At 67.7% G+C, this 15,559-nt stretch carries 14 protein-coding genes; 5 read left to right on the top strand and 9 right to left on the bottom strand.

The features are described from left to right. The first annotated feature begins 53 nt into the window (after window positions 1-53). A protein-coding gene (locus C7I84_RS16170) for an IS630 family transposase (protein ID WP_106773240.1) occupies window positions 54-999 on the top strand; the annotation gives its coding sequence in 2 pieces (ribosomal slippage) (window positions 54-392 and window positions 394-999; 945 coding nt in all). Window positions 1,000-1,389: 390 nt separating this feature from the next. On the opposite strand, the gene C7I84_RS30595 is transcribed toward C7I84_RS16170, so the two are convergent. Further along, complete coding sequence (locus C7I84_RS30595) at window positions 1,390-1,653, bottom strand: hypothetical protein (RefSeq protein ID WP_245428470.1); 264 nt, start codon at window positions 1,651-1,653, stop codon at window positions 1,390-1,392. On the opposite strand from C7I84_RS30595, the gene C7I84_RS16165 reads away from it, so the two are divergent. Continuing rightward, entirely contained in the window at window positions 1,553-1,852 is a 300-nt protein-coding gene (locus C7I84_RS16165; protein WP_245428466.1) for a septal ring lytic transglycosylase RlpA family protein, read from the top strand. The two genes, C7I84_RS30595 and C7I84_RS16165, sit on opposite strands and share 101 nt — an antisense overlap. A gap of 168 nt (window positions 1,853-2,020) precedes the next feature. On the opposite strand, the gene C7I84_RS16160 is transcribed toward C7I84_RS16165, so the two are convergent. Then, window positions 2,021-2,512 (bottom strand): Lrp/AsnC family transcriptional regulator, encoded by a 492-nt coding sequence (locus C7I84_RS16160; protein ID WP_245428462.1) that lies wholly within the window; start codon window positions 2,510-2,512, stop codon window positions 2,021-2,023. A 220-nt stretch (window positions 2,513-2,732) separates the two neighbouring features. Here C7I84_RS16160 and C7I84_RS29540 point away from each other — a divergent pair, with 220 nt between their 5' ends. Further along, entirely contained in the window at window positions 2,733-5,786 is a 3,054-nt protein-coding gene (locus tag C7I84_RS29540; RefSeq protein ID WP_120785122.1) for a calcium-binding protein, read from the top strand. Window positions 5,787-5,954: 168 nt separating this feature from the next. Here C7I84_RS29540 and C7I84_RS16145 read toward each other — a convergent pair whose 3' ends face one another. The 6 genes from C7I84_RS16145 to C7I84_RS16120 form a co-directional block, all read right to left on the bottom strand. After that, entirely contained in the window at window positions 5,955-6,767 is an 813-nt protein-coding gene (locus C7I84_RS16145; protein WP_106773237.1) for a hypothetical protein, read from the bottom strand. Between the two features lie 503 nt (window positions 6,768-7,270). Further along, window positions 7,271-8,329: a D-alanine--D-alanine ligase family protein gene (locus tag C7I84_RS16140; protein ID WP_106773236.1), complete on the bottom strand. Its 1,059-nt coding sequence runs from the start codon at window positions 8,327-8,329 to the stop codon at window positions 7,271-7,273. Window positions 8,330-8,364: 35 nt separating this feature from the next. Continuing rightward, window positions 8,365-8,997 carry a 2-dehydro-3-deoxy-6-phosphogalactonate aldolase gene (locus C7I84_RS16135; RefSeq protein WP_106773235.1) on the bottom strand — a complete coding sequence of 211 codons (633 nt, stop codon included), beginning with the start codon at window positions 8,995-8,997 and terminating at the stop codon, window positions 8,365-8,367. Then, the gene (locus C7I84_RS16130) at window positions 8,994-9,935 is read right to left on the bottom strand and encodes a 2-dehydro-3-deoxygalactonokinase (RefSeq protein WP_106773234.1); all 942 of its coding nucleotides are present in this window, start codon (window positions 9,933-9,935) and stop codon (window positions 8,994-8,996) included. The genes C7I84_RS16135 and C7I84_RS16130 overlap by 4 nt, the downstream gene beginning before the upstream one ends. Continuing rightward, complete coding sequence (locus C7I84_RS16125; RefSeq protein WP_106773233.1) at window positions 9,932-10,699, bottom strand: SDR family NAD(P)-dependent oxidoreductase; 768 nt, start codon at window positions 10,697-10,699, stop codon at window positions 9,932-9,934. Before C7I84_RS16125 ends, C7I84_RS16130 begins: the two co-directional genes overlap by 4 nt. 145 nt (window positions 10,700-10,844) lie before the next feature. After that, entirely contained in the window at window positions 10,845-12,194 is a 1,350-nt protein-coding gene (locus tag C7I84_RS16120; protein WP_106773232.1) for a putative bifunctional diguanylate cyclase/phosphodiesterase, read from the bottom strand. Between the two features lie 149 nt (window positions 12,195-12,343). On the opposite strand from C7I84_RS16120, the gene gshB reads away from it, so the two are divergent. Together gshB and C7I84_RS16110 are read left to right on the top strand one after the other, a co-directional pair. Continuing rightward, complete coding sequence (gene gshB / locus C7I84_RS16115) at window positions 12,344-13,285, top strand: glutathione synthase (protein WP_106773231.1); 942 nt, start codon at window positions 12,344-12,346, stop codon at window positions 13,283-13,285. Window positions 13,286-13,444: 159 nt separating this feature from the next. Beyond that, window positions 13,445-14,974: a YifB family Mg chelatase-like AAA ATPase gene (locus tag C7I84_RS16110; RefSeq protein WP_106773230.1), complete on the top strand. Its 1,530-nt coding sequence runs from the start codon at window positions 13,445-13,447 to the stop codon at window positions 14,972-14,974. Between the two features lie 136 nt (window positions 14,975-15,110). Here C7I84_RS16110 and C7I84_RS16105 read toward each other — a convergent pair whose 3' ends face one another. After that, window positions 15,111-15,494, bottom strand: a complete 384-nt coding sequence (locus C7I84_RS16105; RefSeq protein ID WP_106773229.1) for an MAPEG family protein — start codon at window positions 15,492-15,494, stop codon at window positions 15,111-15,113. Window positions 15,495-15,559: the final 65 nt, after the last annotated feature.

The raw sequence follows: 15,559 nt of genomic DNA, 5'->3' as shown, positions 1-15,559 counted from the left end.
ATTCCCTGGCAGGGGCAAATCAGATTCCATCTGTTGACCGTGGAGGTCGACAGATGGCGAGACCGTATTCGATGGATTTGCGGCAGCAGGCGATGGATCGGCTGGCTGCGGGTGAGACGAGCCGCGCGGCGGCAGCGGCGCTGAAGGTCGCGGTGTCGAGCGTGATCAAATGGGCGGCGCGGCAGCGCGCGACGGGCAGCGCTGCGCCGGGCCAGATGGGGGGCCACCGTCGCCCCCTGATCACGGGCGCGGATCGCGACTGGGTCCTGGCCGAGGTTGAGCGCACTCCGCATGTGACGCTCGCCGTGTTGACGGCCGGGCTCGCGGCGCGCGGTCTGAAGCTGCACCCGGCCAGCGTCGGGCGCTTTTTGCATCGCGAGGGCAAGAGCTTCAAAAAAAACCGTTCTTCCCGCCGAGCAGGCAAGGCCGAGGCTGGCCCGTCTGTGTGAGCGGTGGCAGCGCCATCAAGGCAAGATCGATCCCACGCGCCTAGTCTTCCTGGACGAGACCTGGGTGAAGACCAACATGGCTCCGCTGCGCGGCTGGGCCGACCGCGGCAAGCGGCTCCTCGCGCATGTGCCTCACGGCCACTGGAAGACCATGACCTTCATCGCGGCCCTGCGCTACGACCGGATCGAGGCGCCATGGGTGCTCGACGGGCCGATCAACGGCGAGGCTTTCCGGACCTATGTCGCGGCCGAGCTGCTCAAGACGCTTAAGCCGGGCGACATCGTCGTGCTCGACAATCTCGGCAGCCACAAGAGCAAGGAGGTCCGCGCCATGGTCCGCAGGACCGGCGCCAAGCTCGTCTTCCTGCCGCCCTACAGCCCCGACCTCAATCCGATCGAGCAGCTCTTCGCAAAGCTCAAACACGCCATGCGAAAGGCCATGGGCCGCACCGTCGACGCCGTCCATGACGCCCTCACCGAAACCCTCGAAACAATCCCGCCCAGCGAATGCCAGAACTACCTCGCAAACGCCGGATACAAGTCAACCTAAATGCGAAATGCTCTAGGCCTGCGAGGTTCAGCCCGTTGTCTCCGATGGCGATTTCAATCTTCTTGTAGAGCGCCAAGCCCGCAAGGGGAGGGTAGGGAGCAGCATTCTCAATTCCGGCCGCCCGCCGGTAAGGCAAGAGCCTTGGGCAGCCAGGCCGTCTTTGGAAGGGCGATGGGGCGGTCCTGCATCCCCTTGCTCCTCGCCATGGTGATGGCAGGAGCGCTGCCGGGTGGCGGCAAGTTTTTCCGGCAGCCTCTCCATGGATGAGCTTATGCCGTCTTCGAAGGATCTCGCTTGCGAGGCCTTGCGGCTGCCGCTGGCGCCTGATCTCGAGTGCACTGCTTGCGAAAGCGGCGGGCGCTACTTCTGACGGAATGTTACATCTCGACATCAGACGTTATCGCTCGCCTCGGAATCGCCCGAAACCCGCCCCATTCGGCACCCCATTTGCTTGAATGACAATGCTCCGTCACGTCGCACGGAGCACTCTTCACAGATGAAATTCAGATACGGCAAAGCCGCGGCAATACTGTTTGCCGCGGGCGCAACCCTTGTGTCCTTCAACGCCACCGCGTCGGCCCAGTGCGGCCGCGCCTCCTGGTACGCACTGACCTCCAGGACGGCTTCCGGGGAACGGATGAACCCGTCGGCCATGACCGCCGCCCACCGCAGCCTGCCCTTCGGCACGAAAATCCGGGTTACCAACAAGCACAACGGCAAGAGCGTCGTCGTGCGCATCAACGATCGCGGTCCCTTCATCCGCGGCCGTGTGCTCGACGTATCGAAGGCCGCGGCGCGCCAGCTCGGCTTCGTCGGCGCGGGCCACACCGCGGTCTGCATGGCGCGCACCTGAGTTTTCCGCTTTCCGCCGGGATGTCGGAGGAAAATCCTCCGAAACCCCGCTGATCTCGGCTGAAAGCTTAGGGTTCTTTGCGGCTTTCGGCGAAAAATTACGCCGTCCCCCGAGCAGTCGTACGGAAACGGTGGCCGCCAGCACGACCAGGTCGGCGGCGGCCACGGTCTATCTTCCGGCTTTGCGCGCATGTTCGGTCGGGGGCACGAGCGGCAGGTGGCCGGTTTCCTTGGGCGAGGAAAGCGCGATCAGCGTCTCCGTCCGCAGCACGCCCGGCACGGCCTTGACGATGCCGCCGAGGAAGGCCTCCAGGTCGCGCGTGGTGTGCGTTCTCACCTTCAGCAGATAGTTCCACGTCCCGGTGACGTGGTGGCACTCCAGGATCGCCGGCTCGCTGGCGACGCGGGCCAGGAACTGTTCCTCCGTCGCGGGGTCGTTCCAGCCGACGAACACGAAGGCGAGCAGGTCGAGGCGCAGCGCCGAAGCCGAAACCGCGGCATGCACCCCTTCGATGACGCCGCGCTCGTTGAGCTTCTTCACCCTTTCGTTGACCGAGGAGACCGCCAGTCCCACCGCCTTGCCGAGTTCGGCATAGGGCGTGCGGCCGTTTTCCTGGAGAAGGGCGAGGATCGTCCTGTCGATGTCGTCGATGTCGCTCATCATCCTTCCCTGCGATGAAAGCGGCGGGGCGTCAATCGACCCGGCCGCGGTCGGCGCCTGCGCGACCGATCACACGCACGGCAGTATGCAGATATTTTACGGTACTTTTGTATCTAAACCGAAAATTTAGCGACACAAGACCGATACACTCACAAATTATACGGGCCGCCAAGGGGTCGAGCAAGGCTCTACCCGGCATCAGCAAGGCGGAGGGCTTTCCATGGCAATCATCACCTATAACCACGAACAGATTCTCGAACCGGTCGCGCTCAGCGACATCTTCAAGACGGACAATCAAGGTTCGCCGTCGATCACCGTGCTGAAGGATGGTACGCTGGTCACCACCTTCGACCATTTCGGCACGACGCAGATCGTCGCGACCGCTTACAAGGCGGGCACCGATCCGACCAACTCGGCGCCGCTGTTCGAAATCGGCCCGGTCAACTCGACGAGCGCCGGCGACCAGCATGGCAGCGAGACCGTCGCCCTGGAGGGTGGCGGGTTCGTCACGCTGTTCAACGATATGAGCTCCGGCGCGAACCAGCTCCGCTACCGGGTCTTCGACAGCGAAGGCGTCGCGCTCGGACCCGATGCGCTCGTGTTCGAAAGCTTCCCAACGACCGGGATGGGCGGGGTCACGGCGCTCAAGGATGGCGGCTTCGTCGTCACCTTCGAGCCCAACACCGCCGCCGGAGACAATGGCGACGTCGATTTCGCGCGGTTCGACGCCAAGGGCGTGCTGACGGGAGCCTGGGCGGTCGACGACCTGCCGCAGAACGACACGACCGTGCCCTCCATTTCCGCCCTGGCCAATGGCGGCTACGTGATCGTCTGGTCCGAGTTCGTTCTCGGCCAGGGCTGGAGCACCCATGTCCGCAAGTATGGCGACGACAACGCGGCGGTCACCGACGACATCCTGGTGGACGACACCGGTGGCGGTGAGGGCCACAATCCGCAGGTGATCGGACTGAAGGATGGCGGCTTCGCCGTCGCCTACCTCAACCACGACGGGGTCTCGAACATCTTCGACCTGAACATGCGCATCTACAACGAAGACGGCACGGCGCGCACTGCCGCCTTCAAGATAAACCAGGTTACCGTCGGCGCACAGACGAACCCGTCGCTGGCGCTGATGGACAACGGCTTCATCGCGGTCACCTGGGAGATGGGCGGCGCCAACAAGGACATTGCTGCCAGAATCTTCAGCCCGAGCGGCGCGGCTATCACCGGCGAGTTCATGGTCGCCGACACCATCCACGTAGAAAGGGACGCCGACGTCATCGGCACGGCCGGCGGAGTGCTGACTCATGTCTATGCAACGACCGACCCCGAGGTCGACGGCCCGGGCAGCGACATCGCGTTCACGCAGACGCAGATCATCCGCACGACGGTCGGCGACGACACGAGCGAGACGCTGAAGGGCGACGAGCTGGCCGACGTCATGTTCGGCGGCGGCGGCACCGACAAGATTTCCGGCGGCGTCGGCAACGACGTCATCGAGGGAGGCGCAGGCGCCGACACGCTCGACGGTGGCGCCGGTCGCAACACGCTGAGCTACAAGACCTCGACGCTGGGCGTCCTGGTCGACCTCGCGGCCAGCAGCGCGAAGTTCGGCGACGCGGTGGGCGACACGATCAAGGCCGGCACCTTCTCGTCCGCCATCGGCTCGGCCACCGGCAACGATGCGCTTTACGGCAGCAGCGGCGTCAATGTGCTCCATGGCGGCGGCGGCGCCGACACGCTTGCCGGCAAGGGCGGCAAGGACGCGCTCTACGGCGAGGACGGCGACGACACGCTGGTCGCCAGCCTGGCCAGCGGCAGCCGCTACGACGGCGGCGACGGCATGGACACGATCAGCTACGAAGGCGTGGCGAGCGGCATCACGCTCTATCTCAGCGGCGGCCCGAATGCCGGTGGAGCAAGCAACGACATCATCGTCGTGGGCACGATCGAGAACGCCCGCGGTTCGCAGCACAATGATGTCATCTTCGGAACGAGCATCGACAACCAGCTTTTCGGCCTGGGCGACAACGACACGCTTTACGGCCAGGACGGTGACGACAAGCTGTACGGCGCGGAGGGCGAGGACCAGCTTTCCGGCGGTTCCGGAGAGGACTGGCTCGACGGCGGAACGGGAGCGGATACGCTTGCCGGCCATGCCGACGACGACACCTATGTGGTCGACACGCAGGACGATATCGTCGTCGAGGTCGCCGGCGACGGGACTGCCGATCACGTCGCGGCACGCGTCAGCTATGCGCTCGCGGCGGATGACGACATCGAAAAGCTGACAACCACGGCTTCGGCCGGTACCTCCGCCATCGACCTGACCGGCAACGCGCTCGCCCAGGAGATCACCGGCAATGCCGGGGAGAACATCCTGCACGATGGCGGCAAGGGCGCGGCCGACGTGATGAAGGGTCTTGGGGGCAACGACACCTACCGTGTGTTCAATTCCGGCGATGCCATCGCCGAGGCCGCCTCGCAAGGCAGCCTCGACAAGGTGAATGCCGCCGTCGACTACGCGCTCGGCGCCGGCGTGCATGTCGAGATCCTGCAGACCAACGGCTCGGCCGGTACGTCCGCCATCGACCTGACCGGCAACGCGCTCGCCCAGGAGATCATCGGCAATGCCGGAGAGAACATCCTGCATGACGGCGGCAAGGGGGCGGCCGACGTGATGAAGGGGCTCGGCGGCAGCGACACCTACCGGGTCTTCAACTCCGGCGACGTCATCGTCGAGGGCATGTCGCAGGGCGCGGCCGACAAGGTGGTGGCGGCGGTGGACTATGCGCTCGGCGCCGGTGTGCATGTCGAGATCCTGCAGACCAACGGCTCGGCTGGCACGTCCGACATCGATCTCACGGGGAACGGGATCGGCCAGGAGATCGCCGGCAATGCCGGCGACAATCGCATCGACGGCAAGGGCGGCAACGATGTGTTGAAGGGTTCCGGCGGTGCGGACGTATTTGCCTTCTCGACCGCCTTGGGCGCGGACAATATCGATGTCATCGCCGACTTCAGCGTGGCGGCTGATACGATCGAGCTGGACGACGCGATCTTCGCGGCACTGACGACCGGCACGCTCGCAGCCGCGGCCTTCTGGTCGAACACCACCGGCCTGGCGCATGATGCCAGCGACCGCATCATCCACGACACGTCCACCGGCAAGCTGTTCTACGATGCGGACGGGACCGGCGCCGCCGCCGGCGTGCACTTCGCCACACTGACTGTCGGCTTGGCGCTGACCAATGCCGATTTCGAGGTGATCTGATCGACGGGTCGCCGCGACCGGCCGCGGTGACCCTGGAGCACAGCCAGGCAGGTTGGTCGGGCTCTGGACAACAGACCCGCAAGGGTCGACAGCATGCATCGCCGCCCCGCCGCGGAAATCCCCTGGCCGGTCGGTCCTTCGCTGTCGTGTCCGCCAAGCAGAGCGTCGTCACGACGTGTCGGGCGGCTCCAGTGCCCACTGCGCAAGCCCGTGCAGGACGTCGAGGACCTCGTGCACCTCGTGAACGGGCTTTTTTCGCCGCCAGCCGGGCGGCCGGCCGGGCTTCAGCGGCGAGAAGCGGCCGAATCGGCGCAGACCGCCGGATTCTCGCTCGCGCGCGATCGCTGCGTCGCGGCGTGCCCGCCAGCGGGCGAAGCGCCTTGCCTGGCCGGGCAGGTCGTCGAGCGCCAAAACCAGCGCCCACAGCCGCGCGTCCAGCCGCGTCGCATCGATGGGATCGTTGGGCGACCAGGCGGGGATGCGGAACGGCTCGCTGTAGCCGGGACAGGAGATGCGCGGCACGCCCCTGGGCGCCCGCCGCGGGCGGCGGCTCCAGGGTTTCAGCGGATCGAGCAGAGGCAGTGAGGTGCTGCGGGCGCGGGCTTTCGGCCGCGCCGGCATGCGGACGGGGCCGGCCCCGGGCCGGAATTTCGGCTTCGGTTTCTGCCGGGGCGGCGGCAAGGCGACGATGAGGCTACGTGCTGCCACGACGATCAGGCGCCGCACCGCCGCTTCGGCGGGACGCAGGAGCCGGAGTATGGCGCGGTGGAGGCGGCGGGGAAGGGTGAGTTCCGGGTCAAGTGCCGGGGACAGTTTACTTTTTTCGGTCCGCGAAAACCTCGAAGCGGCTGTGCCCTTCTGCCGAAACAAAGTAAACTGTCCCCTGAGTTCCCCGAGTTCCAGGCCGGCCATGGCGACGAGCATGGCGAGGATGCGCTTCAGCGCCTCGCGATTCTTCTCGATTGCCGCATCCCAGTCCACCGCCGCCTCCTTTCCTGCATGGGCGGCGGGAAGTATCGCTGTGGTCGGGAAGGGAGGGGATAGATTTTGCGAAAACAATCCTGACGGATGCTGACAAGGAGCGGCCGAAAGCAACCCCACCTCAGGCAAGTCCCAGCCGCTGAAAGAACCCCCGAACAGGTCCGAAGGGCCGGTGAGGGGGTTATTGCCGAGGAACTCAAGGTCGGAGCTGAAGACTTCCGATCTCACCATGCGACGCCTCTACAGGATCCACACATCCGGACTGGCTTTGCCGGCTGAAGAGAGATTTTTCATCGGCTCTGGCTTCGCCACTTCCGAGGCCTGGACTCCGCGAAGCCAAAGCCGATGAAGATCTTCATCTCGGAGTTGGAGACGGCCCGGCCAAGTGCGAGATGTGTGAATGCGATAAATGCGACGCTGGCTGGGATCGGTCTCGGGACAGCGTCGATCGGAAGGTGTCTAAAGCGGAAGCCGAAGGGGAAGGAGCCGATCTTGAATGTGGTTCAGGCAGCGGGGAGGAGCCGCCGCGCCGCTGTCTCGGCCATCGCGTCGGGCAGGGCGAGGCCCCACTGCGCCCGGCAGTAGGCGCGGAAATCGAAGCAGGGCAGGCCGGGACAGACTTCGAATTCGAGGAGATGGACCGTGCCGTCCTCTTCGACGCGGAAATCCATGGAAAACACGTCCCGAACGCCGAGAGCCGCCATCAGCCTCCCGGCAATGGAGCGGATGCGGCGGTCGGCCCGCGGCTGGATGGCGGCGACTGGCACGAGTTCCGGCTCGCGATAGGTTTCCGCGGCTCTGGCCTTCGCGCCGGTGTCGCCATAAAGCGCCATGGAATCGGCCATGGTCTGGAAATCGCCGCCGGCATCGACGAAGAACACGCCGAGCGCCTCGACCTTCGTGGCGGGATCGACGGCGAGGAAGCTGGCGCGGACGTTGCGGCCGGAAACATAGGGCTGGACGACGGCATCGTCGCGATAACAGGCGAAGATGCGGCGGCTGAGCGCCAGCGCCGCCTCGGCGTCGGCGCAGCGCGAGTTCGGCCAGATGCCGATCTTGGCCCCGAGCCGGTTGGGCTTGACGAAATAGCCGCTGGCCGTGGCCGGCGGCGCCACCAGCCATTCGCCGTCGCGTGCCAGCCCGGCCGGCGGCACCGGCAGGCCGAGCGCGCCGAGGACCGCGCCGGATCGGAACTTGTCCTGGCAGAGCGCGAACAGCGAGTCGTCGGAGCCTATGGTGGCGAGGCCGGCAAGCCGCGCCAGCGCCGGCGCCGCGCCGCCGCGGAAATAGGCGATGCCGTCGGTAAGGGTCCACACCAGCGTCGCCGCCGGATCGGCTCCGGCCAGGGTGCCTGCCGCCGCGTCGAGCGGCACCGGAACGAAGCGCAGGCCGCGCCGGGCGCAGGCATCCTCGATCCCGGAAAATTCCAGGGCGATGTCGGTGCTTTGCGCGAGATAGGAGGAAATCTCAAGCGCGCGTTCCGCGGCAAAGCCCTGTCGGGCCAGGATTTCCCGGCACGCGTCCTCCGGCTCGTAGACCAGGACGAGTTGCGGCTTCGACATGTCTTCCCCCGGGGTCGATCCCTGCGCGGCGGGCGTCAGGCTGCCTTGAACACCACGTCCCAGGCCTGCGCCGCCGCCTGCGCCCGCTGCCCCACTTCGGCCGCGCTCATGCCCGGCTTGAACAGGCTGGAGCCGAGGCCGAAGGTGCGCACGCCGACCTTGGCATAGGCCGCGAAATCGGCTTCCGAGACGCCGCCGACCACCCCGACGGTCGTATCGGACGGCAGCACGGCGCGGATCGCGGCGATGCCGCCGGGGCCGAGCACGCTCGCCGGGAAGAATTTCAGCGCCGACGCGCCGAGCTGCAAGGCGGCGAAGGCTTCCGTCGGCGTGAACACGCCGGGCATGGTGACCATGCCGTGCTTTCCCGCCTGCCGCATCACCGCGGCGTAGATGTTGGGGCTGACCAGCAGCCGCCCGCCGGCATCGTGCAGCCGGTCGACTTCGTCCGCCGAAAGTACCGTACCGGCGCCGATCAGCGCCTTGGCGGGCAGGGCCCTGGCCAGCGCCTCGATGGAGCGGAACGGGTCGGGCGAGTTGAGCGGCACCTCGATCGCCTCGATGCCGGCCTCGAACACCGCCGTGCCCACCGCGACCGCTTCCTCCGGCCGCAGGCCGCGCAGGATGGCGACGAGATTGCGCCGCAGCGCCGGGAAAGCCACCTTCATGCCGCGTCTCCCGTCATGCCCATGTGCCGGGCGGCCTCGGCAAGCCCGCCGCGCACCGCCTCGTCGGCGTCGATGATCGTGGCCGCAAAGCCGGCGAGCCCGAGCGCCTCGGCGTAGAGGTCGCGCATGGCGCCGGAGGCGATCAGCACGACCGGCCCGCTCTCGACCGCGAAGCGCGCCCTGGCGGCGACGATCTCGGCGCCGATCAAAAGGCCGGACAGCGCGGCCGCCGCGTCGGCGCCTTCCAACCCCTGCAGCAGGGTTGCGGCGCGGATGCGGAAAAGACTGGTCTCCAGCGGCGCGGGCGACGCGACGGCATTTTCGCACCACCGCGCGAACAGCGGACTGGCGGCGTCCACCTTCGCCTCCGCGTCGACCGAATGGCGCAGGATCGACTGGGCCGACAGCACCGAGAAGAGCTCGCCGGTCATGAAGGTCTGGAAGCCGGCGACGGCGCCATCAGCCAGCTCGACCCATTTCGAATGGGTTCCGGGCATGCAGGCAAGATGCCGTCCGGCGCCGAGCCGCGCCAGCGCGCCGGCAAGCTGCGTCTCCTCGCCGCGCATGACGTCCGGACGGTCCGCGTCGCGCTGCGCCAGGCCGGGCACGATGCGGATGTCGCGAGCGGTCGCGGGCACGCGCGCGGCCGCGCCGAAAATCTCGCCGAGCGAGGCGGGCACGGTGATGTAGGGCGCCTCGACCCAGCCCTGGCGCGATCCCGCCATGCCGCAGATGACCACCGGCAGGGACACCGGCGCTCCCATTTCGGCGAGCTGCCGCTCGAGGATGGCCTCGAACCGGTCGGGCTGCGCTGCCAGCAGGCCCTCGTCGCTGCGCCGTTCGGCGATGACGCCGCCGGCCGCGTCGAGCAGCCAGACCCGCAGCCGGGTGGTCCCCCAGTCGGCGGCCGCGACCGCCGCCCGTTTGGCGTCCGTCACAGAAAGCCTCCGTCGACGATCATCGTCTGCGCCGTCAGCATGCGCGAGGCGCCGGAGGCGAGGAACAGGCAGGGGCCGACCATGTCCTCGGCCTTCATCACCTCGCGGATGCACTGGCGCGCCACATGCACGGCAAGGGCGTCGTCGCTCACCCAGAGCTCGCGCTGCCGCTCGGTGATGACCCAGCCCGGCGCCACCGCGTTGACGCGGATGCCCCACGGGCCGAGCTTGCCGGCAAGGCCCTTGGTCAGGCCAACGATGCCGGCCTTGGCGGCGGTATAGGCCGGCATGTCCGGATGGTTGATCATGAAGGAGGTCGAGGTGAAGTTGATGATCGAGCCGCCGCCGGCCGCGCGCATGCCGGGCGCCACCGCCTGTGCGGTGAAGAAATGCGGGCGCAGGTTGATCGAGAGATTGTTCTCCCAATAGTCGACGGTGACGTCGGCCACCTCGTGCCGGTCGTCGAGCGCGGCATTGTTGATCAGCACCGTCGCCGCGCCATGCGCCGCCTCGGCTTGGCCGATCGCGGCGCGCAGCGCCTCGACGTCGCGCAGGTCGCAGCGGATGTAGAGCGGGGCGGAGCCGTGGGCCTTGCCCAGGCGGTCGCGCAGCGCCTCGCTCGGTCCCGCCGCTATGTCGAGGAAGGCGACCTTCGCGCCCTGCTCGACGAAACCTTCGGTGAGGGCCGCTCCGATGCCGGAGCCGCCGCCGGTGATCAGCACCGCCGCTCCGTCGAGGTCGCTGTATCGGGCCGGATGCGCCATGGCAAAAGTCTCTTCTCGTCAGGGATTTGGCGGGCCATCCTTTAGCCCGTCGGGGCGTCCGGCGCGACAGGAATCTTGCGCGGGGTCATGGCATTTCGCGGGGCTGCGGACAGCGCGCGCCGTCGCCGTTTCCGACGGGATGAGCTCAGACGGCGACCAGCGCCGGCCTGCCCCGGATCGTGTCGCGCAGCAGCCCGAGCGTCGTCTCCGCGTCGGCCGGCCGGCCGAACAGATAACCCTGCCCGCCCTGGCAGCCGAACTCGCTGAGGCGGGCCGCCTGGCCCTCCTTCTCGATGCCCTCGGCGACAGCCTCCATGCCCAGCCCCTCGCACATGGCGAGGATGGCGCGGATGATGTGCTCCGACGGCCTGTCGTCGAGGATGGACGACACGAAGCTGCGGTCGATCTTGAGCTTGTCGAAATGGAACTCGCGCAGCCGGCCCAGCGACGACAGGCCGGTGCCGAAATCGTCGAGCGACACGCGGATGCCGCAGCGGCGCAGGTCCTCGACGATCTTGCCGGCCGATACCGGATCGTTCATCAGGCCGGTCTCGGTGATCTCGATCTCCAGACGGCGCGGGTCGAAGCCGGTGCGGTCGAGGATGGTGAGGATGTGCAGCCCGGTGTTCTGGTCGACCAGTTGCGACGGCGACAGGTTGAAGGACAGGAACAGGTCGCGCGGCCAGTTGCGCGCGGCTTCCGTCGCCTTGCGCAGCACCAGCTGCGACAGCGGCCCGATGATGCCGCGCTCCTCGGCTATGGGGATGAAGATCGCCGGCGACACCGGCCCGAGATCCCGGTCGGTCCAGCGCGCCAGCGTCTCGAAGCCGCGCACCCGCCGTGTCTCCAGGTCGATGATGGGCTGGAAATGCGGCTCGACCTCGCCCGCCGCCACGGCGCGGCGCAGCGCCTGCTCGATGCGGGTCACCCGCTTGGCCGCCTCCTCCATCTCGCGCGTATAGACCACCACCTTGCCGCGGCCGGAGCGCTTGGCGTGGTAGAGCGCGGTCTCGGCCTTGTCGACCAGCACTTCCGTCGTCTCGTCGCCGGAATAGAACAGCGAGCAGCCGACCGAGGCGGACAGCCGCGCCATGCGGTCGCCGACGTCGTAGGGGGCCGAGATGATCTCGATCAGCATCTTGGCGCGCTCCGAGGCGGCCTCCTCGGAAAACACCATGGGAAAGAGGAAGGCGAACTCGTCGGAGCCGACGCGCGCCACGGTCGAGCCGGCGTCCATCGCCGCGCGCAGCCGCATAGCCACCTGCACGAGGATGTCGTCGCCGGCCCTTCGCCCGAACAGGTCGTTGATCGGCTTGAAGCCGTCGAGATCGAGGATTCCCACGGTGAACGGCGCCGGATCGTCGGCGCGGTCGCTGATCAGCCGGTCGATCTTGTCGGAGAAACGCCGATGGTTGCCCAGCCCGGTCAAGGGATCCGTGAAAGCGAGGTCGGCGCTTTCGCTGCGGTCCGGGCCGGGGGCGAAGGACGGCTGCATCAAACTTCCTGTATTCCATGCGACGCGCCGGCGGATAATGGCGGCAAAGTATTGAGGAAACGTATCGGCGGCGTGCTCTTGGCCGGTGGGATTGGCAGCGCGGGCCCAAGCCTATACATCGGCATCGGTTGCGCCCGGAGTTTTGCGACATGCCCCTGAACATCGCCATCCAGATGGATCATGTGTCGACGGTCAACATCGCCGGCGACACCACCTTCGCCCTTTCGCTGGAGGCCGGGCGGCGCGGCCATGCGCTCTACCACTACACGCCCGACCGGCTGACGCTGGACGGCGGAAAGGTGTTCGCCCGGGTCGAGGAAATGTCTGTGCGCGACGAGAAGGGCAGCCATTTTACGCTCGGCGAACCGGTCCGCACCGATCTGTCGGAGATGGACGTGGTGCTCTTGCGCCAGGATCCGCCCTTCGACATGAACTACATCACCACCACCCATATGCTCGAGCGTATCCACCCGGGGACGCTGGTGGTGAACGACCCTGCATGGGTGAGAAACAGCCCGGAAAAGATATTCGTCACCGAGTTTCCCGACCTGATGCCGGAGACGCTGATCACCAGGGACCCGCAGGAGGTCGCCGCCTTCCGCAAGGAGCATGGCGACATCATCGTCAAGCCGCTCTACGGCAATGGCGGCGCCGGCATCTTCCACCTCGCCGAGGCCGACCGCAATCTCGCCTCGCTGCTGGAGATGTTCTCGCAGATGTTCCGCGAACCCTTCATCGTGCAGCGCTATCTCAGGGACGTGCGCAAGGGCGACAAGCGCATCATCCTGATCGACGGCGAGGCGGTGGGCGCCATCAACCGCGTGCCGGCCGAGCACGACAGCCGCTCCAACATGCATGTCGGCGGCCGCGCCGAGAAGACCGAGCTGACGGCGCGCGAGCGCGAGATCTGCGCGCGCATCGGTCCGTCGCTGAGAGAGCGCGGCTTCATCCTGGTCGGCATCGACGTCATCGGCGACTACATGACCGAGATCAACGTCACCTCGCCGACCGGCGTGCGCGAGGTGAAGCGTTTTGGCGGCGCCGACATCGCCGCGCTGTTCTGGGACGCGGTGGAGGCGAAGCGGGGGTGAGGGGCTGCCGTGGAGCGCCGTCCAGCACGTCTTCACCGTTGCTACCCGGACATCGAGCCATCATTTTGTTCTCTTAATGTTCTTGCGGAGTGCGGCGTTCTGTGCTTCACTCCAGGCTGCGCGGGGAAGGGGAAAACCCCGCTGCTGGAGAGGGCGGGCATGGTTTCGCGCGTGCGTACCGTGGCATTCCAGGGCGTCGAGGCGGTTCCCGTCGACGTGCAGGTGATGGTCGCGCCGGGCAAGGCCGGCATGCACATCGTCGGCCTGCCCGACAAGGCGGTGGCGGAAAGCCGCGAGCGGGTGCAGGCGGCGCTGCACGCTTCCGGCCTGTCGATGCCGGCCAAGAAAGTGACCGTCAACCTGGCACCGGCAGATCTTCCGAAGGAAGGCAGCCACTACGACCTACCGATCGCGCTCGGACTGATGGCGGCGCTCGGCGCGGTGCCCGGCGATGCTCTTGCCGGCTATGTGGTGCTTGGCGAACTGTCGCTCGACGGCACCATCGCGCCGGTCGCCGGAGCGCTGCCGGCGGCGATCGGCGCCAATGCCGAGGGCAAGGGCCTGATCTGCCCCTCCGCCTGCGGCCCGGAGGCGGCGTGGGCGGGCGCCGACATCGACATCCTGGCGCCGCGCAGCCTGGTCGCCATCGCCAACCATTTCCGCGGCACCCAGGTGCTGACCCGGCCCGAGGCCAAGGTGCATGTGCCGGCCGACAATCTTCCCGACCTCGCCGACATCAAGGGGCAGGAGACGGCGCGCCGGGCGCTGGAAGTGGCGGCGGCCGGCGGCCACAACCTTCTGATGGTCGGCCCCCCTGGCTCCGGGAAATCGATGCTGGCGCAGCGTCTGCCTTCGATCCTGCCGCCATTGTCGCCGAAGGAACTGCTCGAAGTGTCGATGGTCGCCTCCATCGCCGGCGAGCTGGCCGGCGGAAAGCTCACCGACCGGCGGCCGTTCCGCGCGCCGCACCACTCCGCCTCGATGGCGGCGATGGTCGGCGGCGGCCTGCGCGTGCGGCCGGGCGAGGTGTCGCTCGCCCATCACGGCGTGCTCTTCCTCGACGAGCTGCCGGAATTCTCGCCGGTGGCGCTGGATTCGCTGCGCCAGCCGATCGAGACCGGCGAATGCGTGATCGCCCGCGCCAACACCCGCGTCACCTACCCGGCGCGGCTGCAGCTCGTCGCGGCGATGAACCCGTGCCGCTGCGGCATGGCGGGCGAGCCGGGCTATCGCTGCGCGCGCGGCGAGCGCTGCCGCAGCGAATACCAGGGCCGCATCTCCGGACCGCTGATGGACCGCATCGATCTGCGGGTCGAGGTGCCGGCCGTCAGCGCCGCCGACCTGATCCGCCCGGCGAAGTCCGAGCCCAGCGCCGCGGTAGCGCAGCGCGTCGCGGCGGCCCGGGCGATCCAGCGGCGGCGCTTCGAGGAGATCGGCGCCGTGGTCGCCACCAATGCCCACTGCCCGACGGCGCTGGTCGAGGAGATCGCCAGGCTGGACGCCGCCGGCGAGGCGCTGCTGCGCGACGCCAGCGAAAAGCTCGGCTTTTCGGCGCGCGCCTATCACCGCGTGCTCAAGGTGGCGCGCACGCTTGCCGATCTCGACCAGAGCGAGGACGTCCGCCGCATTCACCTTGCCGAGGCGATCTCCTACCGCATCGTCGGGGAAAGGCTGGCACAGGCGGCTTAGGACGCGCGCGAGGGGAAGGGTGGGCGGATCGACCGGCCGCCGGATGGTTGCGGCGGCTGACGGGTGGAGCCGGACCGGTCGGGCGCCGGGATGCGGCGGCGCTGCCGCCGGTCCGACGGTTGGTCGTGCGACCCGGTCAGTACGGCCACAGCAGATAGGCGGCGGCGGCGAGCATGGCGAGCTGGGTGCCGACGCCGCCGGCGATCCGCAGCGGCGAGGTGACGCGTTTGGCGTCGAGGCCGACGAGGTGCAGGGCGCGCGATGCGATGAGCACGATGCCGATGGCGTGCAGCCAGGTCGGGCCGAGGCCGCGTGCTTCGCAGAACGCCATCAGCAGAAGGGCGAGCGGAGCGTTCTCGACGAGATTGCCGTGGCGGCGCATCCACAGCGCCAGGTCGGCATCGCCGCCGTCGAGGATCGAAATGCCGGAACGCCCTCGCTTGGCGCTGACGACATTGGCGAGAACGATCACCATAACGGTGAGGATGGAGGCATAGAGGGCGGTTATCTGAAAGGACATCTGGAAGTCTCCGTATCGCGGATGGGGTTGCGATCCGTTGACGAACGGCGTTTTGCGGAATCGAC

This window comes from Kumtagia ephedrae, from assembly GCF_003012745.1.
GTDB lineage: Bacteria > Pseudomonadota > Alphaproteobacteria > Rhizobiales > Rhizobiaceae > Kumtagia > Kumtagia ephedrae.
Note: the sequence above shows the minus strand (reverse complement) of the source record. Positions and strands in the feature narration are given on the sequence as shown.

Coding starts and splice junctions, on each gene's coding strand:
- gshB (WP_106773231.1), top strand. CDS start 12,344: ATGCCCCTGAACATCGCCATCCAGATGGATCATGTGTCGACGGTCAAC.
- C7I84_RS16160 (WP_245428462.1), bottom strand. CDS start 2,512: ATGAGCGACATCGACGACATCGACAGGACGATCCTCGCCCTTCTCCAG.
- C7I84_RS30595 (WP_245428470.1), bottom strand. CDS start 1,653: ATGGCCGACGGGTTCATCCGTTCCCCGGAAGCCGTCCTGGAGGTCAGT.
- C7I84_RS29540 (WP_120785122.1), top strand. CDS start 2,733: ATGGCAATCATCACCTATAACCACGAACAGATTCTCGAACCGGTCGCG.
- C7I84_RS16110 (WP_106773230.1), top strand. CDS start 13,445: ATGGTTTCGCGCGTGCGTACCGTGGCATTCCAGGGCGTCGAGGCGGTT.
- C7I84_RS16135 (WP_106773235.1), bottom strand. CDS start 8,997: ATGAAGGTGGCTTTCCCGGCGCTGCGGCGCAATCTCGTCGCCATCCTG.
- C7I84_RS16120 (WP_106773232.1), bottom strand. CDS start 12,194: ATGCAGCCGTCCTTCGCCCCCGGCCCGGACCGCAGCGAAAGCGCCGAC.
- C7I84_RS16140 (WP_106773236.1), bottom strand. CDS start 8,329: ATGTCGAAGCCGCAACTCGTCCTGGTCTACGAGCCGGAGGACGCGTGC.
- C7I84_RS16125 (WP_106773233.1), bottom strand. CDS start 10,699: ATGGCGCATCCGGCCCGATACAGCGACCTCGACGGAGCGGCGGTGCTG.
- C7I84_RS16105 (WP_106773229.1), bottom strand. CDS start 15,494: ATGTCCTTTCAGATAACCGCCCTCTATGCCTCCATCCTCACCGTTATG.